Source organism: Microbacterium sp. 5K110 (assembly GCF_005774735.1).
Lineage (GTDB): Bacteria > Actinomycetota > Actinomycetes > Actinomycetales > Microbacteriaceae > Microbacterium.
In genome coordinates this window covers 1-6544 of record NZ_VBUM01000127.1, presented here as the reverse complement: position 1 = coordinate 6544, position 6544 = coordinate 1, and the positions used below count along the sequence as shown (strand labels likewise).

At 70.2% G+C, this 6544-nt stretch carries 6 protein-coding genes; 2 read left to right on the top strand and 4 right to left on the bottom strand.

Going from position 1 to position 6544, the window contains the following annotated elements:
* A partial coding sequence (locus tag FE256_RS17195; protein WP_354646079.1) for a glycosyltransferase family 2 protein occupies nt 1-340 on the top strand: 340 nt, incomplete at its 5' end.
* Nucleotides 341-407: 67 nt separating this feature from the next.
* Here the strand turns inward: FE256_RS17195 and FE256_RS17190 are convergent.
* From FE256_RS17190 to FE256_RS17175, 4 genes are read right to left on the bottom strand one after another with little or no spacing between them, the layout of a single operon-like run.
* The gene (locus FE256_RS17190) at nt 408-2090 is read right to left on the bottom strand and encodes a glycoside hydrolase family 13 protein (protein WP_138178078.1); all 1683 of its coding nucleotides are present in this window, start codon (nt 2088-2090) and stop codon (nt 408-410) included.
* 27 nt (nt 2091-2117) lie between these two features.
* The gene (locus tag FE256_RS17185) at nt 2118-3035 is read right to left on the bottom strand and encodes a carbohydrate ABC transporter permease (protein ID WP_171024401.1); all 918 of its coding nucleotides are present in this window, start codon (nt 3033-3035) and stop codon (nt 2118-2120) included.
* Nucleotides 3032-3946: a carbohydrate ABC transporter permease gene (locus FE256_RS17180; RefSeq protein ID WP_138178076.1), complete on the bottom strand. Its 915-nt coding sequence runs from the start codon at nt 3944-3946 to the stop codon at nt 3032-3034. The genes FE256_RS17185 and FE256_RS17180 overlap by 4 nt, the downstream gene beginning before the upstream one ends.
* Nucleotides 3943-5265 carry an ABC transporter substrate-binding protein gene (locus FE256_RS17175; RefSeq protein WP_394529916.1) on the bottom strand — a complete coding sequence of 441 codons (1323 nt, stop codon included), beginning with the start codon at nt 5263-5265 and terminating at the stop codon, nt 3943-3945. The genes FE256_RS17180 and FE256_RS17175 overlap by 4 nt, the downstream gene beginning before the upstream one ends.
* A gap of 109 nt (nt 5266-5374) precedes the next feature.
* Between FE256_RS17175 and FE256_RS17170 the strand changes: the two genes are divergently transcribed.
* Nucleotides 5375-6544, top strand: a 1170-nt coding sequence (locus FE256_RS17170) for an ROK family protein (RefSeq protein WP_138178072.1), incomplete at its 3' end; no start/stop codon positions are given.

Below are 6544 nucleotides of genomic sequence, written 5' to 3'. Positions count from 1 at the left end.
GTTCTGGTCGCTGTCCTTCGCCGTCACCGCCGCGACGTGGGAGCGCCTCGGCGGATTCCACGACGCGTACGAGGGGTACGGAGCCGAAGACACCGATCTCGCCTGGACCGCGCGGGCCGCCGGCATCCCCCTGGTGTGGACGGGCGGGGCGGATGCCTACCACCAGTGGCATCCGGTGTCCTCACCGCCATGGCAGCACCTCGACGACATCCTCCGCAACGGCGCCGCGTTCCACCGCCGCTGGGGCGTCTGGCCCATGGGCGGCTGGCTCGAGGCCTTCGCCGCCGCCGGCGCGATCGAGCTCCGCGGCGCCACGTGGGTGCGCCGTCCCAGCGCGTGAGGGGTCAAGAATTGTCGCTTCGGCAGCGCCCGAAGCGACACATTCTGACCCCTCACGCGAGAGATAGCTAGGCGCTCCGGAGCCAGGCCGTTGCCTCGCCGGGCAGGGTGCCCGACTCGACCGGCGCGCTCGACAGCAGCACCTCGCCCGCGGGGAGCTCCACGGGCTCGGCGCCGAAGTTCGTCACGACCGTCCAGCCGTTCGGTCGCGAGAACGCCACGACATCGTCACGGCCGAGGTCGAGCCACTCCAGCTCCTCGGCGGTCTGCAGCTCGTGCCGCAGGTCGAGGGCGCGGCGGTAGAGCGATAGCGTCGAGCCCGGGTCGCCGTCCTGGCGGTCGACGGCGTACGCGGCGAACCACTCCGGCTGCGGCAGGTGCGCACCCGCGTCACCGAAACCGAACGCCGGCCCCTCGGCCGTCCACGGCAGCGGCACGCGGCATCCGTCCCGCCCCTGGTCGACACCGGGGCTGCGGAAGAACGTCGGGTCCTGGCGCTGGGCGTCGGGGATGTCGGCGACCTCGTGCAGCCCCAGCTCCTCGCCCTGGTACAGGTACGCCGACCCCGGCAGACCCAGCACGAACAGCGCCGCGGCGCGGGCGCGGCGCACGCCGCGCTCGGCGTCGAGGGCCGGCTCGACCCCGCCCGAGAGCAGCCACCGGTTGCCGTGCTTGAGCGTCGGGCGGCCGTCCGCGGCCCGCTCGGCGTCGGGCAGGCCGTAGCGGGTGGCGTGGCGCACGACGTCGTGGTTGGACAGCACCCACGTCGTCGACGACCCCGACTCGGCGGCGAGCGCGAGGTTGTCGGCGACGATGCGGCGGAACTGCGCCGGGTCGAAGTCGGCCTCGAGCAGGTCGAAGTTGAACGACTGCCCCAGGCTCTCGATGCTCGCGTACAGCGGCACGCGCGACGGGTGCACCCATGCCTCGGCGACGGCGGTACGGGGCGGGTCGTACTCGTTGAACACGGCGCGCCACTCGGCGTAGACCTCGTGCACGTCGTCGCGGTCGAGCAGGGGGTGGGTGCCGTCCTGCGGCATCGCGGCGAGCTCGGCGGCCGACGGCAGCGGCTCGCTGAGGTCCTTGGTGAGCATGTGGGCGACGTCGATACGGAACCCGTCGACACCGCGGTCGCTCCAGAACCGCAGGGTGCGGACGAAGTCCGCCCGCACCTCGGGGTTCGCCCAGTTCAGGTCGGGCTGCGACACATCGAAGTTGTGGAAGTACCACTGCCCGTCCGCCACGCGCTCCCACGCGGACCCGCCGAACACCGACTGCCAGTCCGTCGGCGGCTCGGACCCATCGGGGCCCGTCCCCTCGCGGAAGATGTACCGCTCGCGCGCGGCCGACCCGCGGCCGGCGGCGAGAGCCTCCTGGAACCACGTGTGGTCGTCCGAGGTGTGGTTGGGCACGATGTCGACGACGACCCGGATGCCATGGGCGTGCAGCTGCGCGATGAGCTCGTCCATGTCGGCCAGGGTCCCCAGGCGCGGGTCGACGTCGCGGTAGTCGGCGACGTCGTACCCGCCGTCGGCGAGCGCCGAGGGGTAGAAGGGGCTCAGCCAGATGGCATCCACCCCCAGTTCGGCGAGGTACGGCACGCGCGCGGTGATGCCGGGGATGTCGCCGAGGCCGTCGGCGTTGCTGTCGGCGAAGCTGCGGGGATACACCTGGTACACCACGGCCTGGCGCCACCAGTCGGGAGCGTCGGAGAGGGCGCGGGCGTGCACGGAGGGTGCGGCGGTGGTCACGGGAGGGTCCTTTCGGGGAGGGGTCGGTCAGCCCTTGACGGCGCCCTGCGTGACACCGGCCATCACCCATCGCTGGGTGAAGAGGTAGGCGACGATCGCGGGAGCCATGGCCATGAGGTACGACGCGAAGGCGACGTTGTAGTTGTTGCTGAACTGCGTCTGGAACAGGTTCTGACGCACGGGCAGCGTCTGCATCGCGGGATCGCTGATGATGAGCGAGGGCATCATGAAGTCGTTCCACGCGTACAGGAAGGCGAAGATGCCGACGGTCGCGCTCATCGGCGCGAGCAGCGGGAAGATCAGCCGCCAGAACGTCTGCCACGTCGTGGCGCCGTCGATGCGCGCGCTCTCTTCGAGTTCGAGCGGGATCGAGCGCAGGAATGCCGTGAACAGCAGCACGCTGAAGCTCAGCTGGAACATCGTGGCGAGGATGATCACGCCGAACGGGTTGTCGAGCCCGACCCGGCCGGTGAGCTGGATCTGCGGCAACGCCACCACGGGGAACGGGATGAACATCGCCGCGAGCAGGTAGAAGAACGAGTATCGGAAGAGCTTGCGGTCCCAGTTGCGCGCGATCGCGTAGGAGGCGAAGGCCGCGAGCACGATGGTCGCCACTACGGTTCCGGCCGTGACCAGGAGCGAGATCGCGAGCCCGACGGGGAACTTCGTCAGCGTCCACGCTTGCACGAACCCGTCGAAGCTGATCGGCGCGGGGACCGAGAAGGCGTTGCCGTCGACGACCTGCGCCCCGCTCTTCAGCGCCATCGTGACGGTGACGTACAGGGGCAGCAGCACCGTGACGGAGCAGAGGATGAGGATCGTCGTGGTCGACCAGTTGATCCGCTCCGTCCCCACGCGGCGCGGCCGCCGTTCGGTGCGGCGCTGATCGGGGAGGGCGAGGTCGGCCTGCTCGAAGGCGAGCGCCGGCTGGTTGACAGCGGTCATGAGAGGGTGTTCCTTCCCCGGGTCAGCGAGAGCTGCAGCAGCGAGATGACGACGGCGACGAGGAAGAACAGGGCCGCGTTGGCCATCTGATAGGCGTAGTCGCCGCCGTTGAAGCCGAAGATGATCGACATCGCGACGCTGCGGGTCGCGGTGCCGGGACCGCCATTGGTGAGACCGACGATGATGTCGTAGGCGTTGAGGAACCCCTTGAAGCCGAGGATGACGTTGATGACGACGTACCCGGCGACCAGCGGGAGCGTGATGCGCAGCAGTTGCTGGACCTTGCCCGCACCGTCCAGGCCCGCGGCCTCGTAGACGTCACCCGGTACCGAGAGAAGACCGGCGATGTAGATCAGCAGCGTCCCGGGGATCGCCTGCCACGCGGTGACGATCACGATCGCGACCCACGCCAAGTCGGGGTTGGCGAGCAGGCTCGATTCGAGCCACGGGATGCCGAGGGCGGCTCCCGCCTGCGGCAGCGAGTTGCTGAAGAGGAAGTTGAAGACGAAGGCGATGATGATGCCCGAGATCACCATCGGGATGACGAAGACCGTGCGGAGGGCCCTCGTGAAGCGGATCTTCGAAGTCAGACCGACCGCCAGCAGGAACGCCGCGATGTTGACCACGATGACCGTCGCGACCGAGAACCCGAAGGTGAACAGGTACGCCTGGAGGATGGCCGGGTCACTGAAGAGGGCGATGTAGTTCGTCAGCCCGACGAAGTTCCACTCCCCGATGCCGATGGAGTCGGTGAAGCTGAAGAAGATGCCGATGATGCCCGGCACCGTGATCGCCAGCGTGAACAGCACGAGGGTCGGAATCAGGAAGACGTAGTAGATCGGCTCGACGCGGCGGGTGCTGCGGCGAGCGGCGGCCTTCCCTCCGGTGACGATCGTCGTGGTGGTGGTCATCGCTGGCCTCCCTCGGCGGCGGCGGAGGCGGAGTCGGTGGTCGACGCGGCGGGCTGCCGGAAGGCCAGGCGAGCCCAGTCCTGGTCCATCGTGCGCAGCGTGTTCTCGGGCGAGGCGCCGAGGATCATCGCCTGGGCGTAGTTGAAGACCGGGATCGTCTTCGGCACGAGGACCGATGCGCCCTGGTAGATGCGGCCCGCGTCGTAGAACGGGATCATCCCGGCGACGCGCGGGTCGCTCGGCGAGGGCGCGTCCTTCGTCGGCGCGAACCCGAGCTGCGACTCGTTGTAGGCCTCGATGATCTGCGGCTGGTAGAGATACTCGAGGAAGTCGCGCGCGGCATCCTGATGGCGTGAGCCCTCGGGGATGGTCGCGGCGAGGTCCATGTTGACCCGCACGGCGAGGTCGGCGGGGTCGTCGGTCATCGGGAGAGGGAACGTCCCCACCGCGAGGTCGGGCGCGGTCTTGGCGATCTCGCCGAGCGCCCACGGCCCCTGCAGGTACATCGCCGCCTGGCCCTGGGCGAACGCGAGGTTCCCGTCGCCATAGGCCCGGCTGTCGGCATCCGGGTTCGTGTAGGTCGTGGCGAGCTCGGTCATGCGGCCCATGGCACCGGCGAAGTCCTTCTGGAACGACACCGCGGAATCGGCTCCCACCCGGTCGCCCTCGGCCGCGAGGGCGTCGAAGAAGTCGAGCACGTCGAGCGATCCGCCGATCGAGTAGTCGTACCAGCCCTGCCCCACGGTCCAGTCGTCCTTGAAGGTGCCGTAGAAGGGGGTGATGCCGTTGGCCTGCAGGGTGTCAGCGGTCTGGACCAGTTCGTCCCACGTGGTGGGGACTCCGAGCCCTAGCTGATCGAAGATCTCGGTGTTGTAGATGACCGACGACGCCATCACCGAGTAGGGGAGCGCGCTCGTGCGGCCGGCGCAGACGCCGTACTGGTCCATGAGCGGCTGCAGGTCCTCGCGGACCGTGGCCGCCGCCGCGGTGCCGGACAGGTCGGTGAGCGCACAGCGCTGCACGAACCGGGCGACCTCGTAGTTGTAGTTCGCGAGCATGATGTCGGGCGGATTGCCCCGGACGAAGCTCGCCGAGACGACGTCGACGCCCGAGGCGTCCATCTCGACCCGCACCTTGTCCTGCGACGCGTTGTAGTCCGCCACCACCTGGTTCATGAACGCGAGCGCCTCACGTTTGCTGAAGGTGAAGCGGATGGTCTCGCGGCCGTCGGCGGAGCAGCCCGCGAGCATCGCCGCTCCCAGTGCCGTCACCGCCCCCGCCGCGACCCACCGTCGCACCGTCGCCGTCTTCGCTGGCACGTGTCCTCCTCGCATCGTTGCGACTTCCTAGAATCAGGGAGTAAATCTACTCGCTAAATCAATTCGATGAGGGCAGTATTGCAGGAGACACGAAGGGGGTCAAGATCCGATGACGGATGCCACACCCTCGGTGCCCTCGCTCCGCCGCCACAGCCTCGACGCCGTGCTCGCCTACGCCTGGGACGCCGAGGCGTTCACCGCCAGCGACGTCATGTCGGCGGTCACCCTCACCCGCTCGACGACGATCGACGTGCTCGACGAGCTCGTCGCACGCGGGCTCCTCGTCGAGATGCCGAACGCCCGCGCCGTCGGCGAGTACTCCAAGGGTCGCCCCGCGCGACGCTTCGCCCTGCGCGACGACGCCGGTCTCGTCGTCGGGGTCGACGCGGGCCGCGGCCACGTCACCGCGACCGTCGCCGACCTCCGCGGACGCGCGGTCGCGACCTCGCGCCTCGCGGTCGATCCCGAACGCGATTCGCCGGAACGTCGCCGCCGCGCCGCCGAGAAAGTCGTCGAAGCGACCTTGACGCGCGCCCGGGCGACGCGCGCCGACCTCGTCGCGATCTGCGTGGGCGTCCCCGCCCCTGTCGATCGCGAGGGCCGCTCCCCCGCCCACCACGACGGCTTCTGGGAGCGCATGAACCCGCGCTTCATCGACACCTTCGCCGCGTGGGCCCCCGTCGTCCGCGTCGAGAACGACGCCTCGCTCGCAGCGGTCGCCGAGCGCACGCACGGGGCCGCCGTCGACTGCGACGACTTCGTGGCGCTCCTGGCCGGCGAACGCTTCGGCGCGGGCGTGTGGGTCGACGGGCGACTGCTCCGCGGCGCCCACGGCGGCGCGGGCGAGACGGTCGCGTTCGACCGCGTCGAGGGGGTGGGCAGCGCCCTCGGGCTCGCGCCTCGCTGCGTCGACGCCGCTCGGGCGGCGATCGCCGGAGGCACGGTGCCGGCGGGCAGCGCGCTGGCCGACGTCGACCCCGACACCCTGGATGCCAAGACCGTCCTCGATCTGGCGCGGGCGGGCGACCCGGGCGCCTTGGCCGTGGCCGCCGAGGTCGGTGCCGCGCTCGCGGTGGTCGCCGGCATGTTCGGCAGCATGTTCGACGTACGCCGCGTGATCATCTCCGGTGCCCTCGCGGCCGGGGCCGCACCCCTCATCGACGCGGCCGCCCACACGCTTCCGGACGCGCTCGACCTGCCCGCCCCCGAGATCGTGGCCTCGCCGTTGGGCGCCGACATCGTCTCGATCGGCGCGGTCGCCGCGGCGATCGACGCCGCC

What these genes read in the sequence shown, in the direction of transcription:
- FE256_RS17185 (WP_171024401.1), bottom strand. Translation starts at nt 3,035, where the DNA reads ATGACCGCTGTCAACCAGCCGGCGCTCGCCTTCGAGCAGGCCGACCTC.
- FE256_RS17180 (WP_138178076.1), bottom strand. Translation starts at nt 3,946, where the DNA reads ATGACCACCACCACGACGATCGTCACCGGAGGGAAGGCCGCCGCTCGC.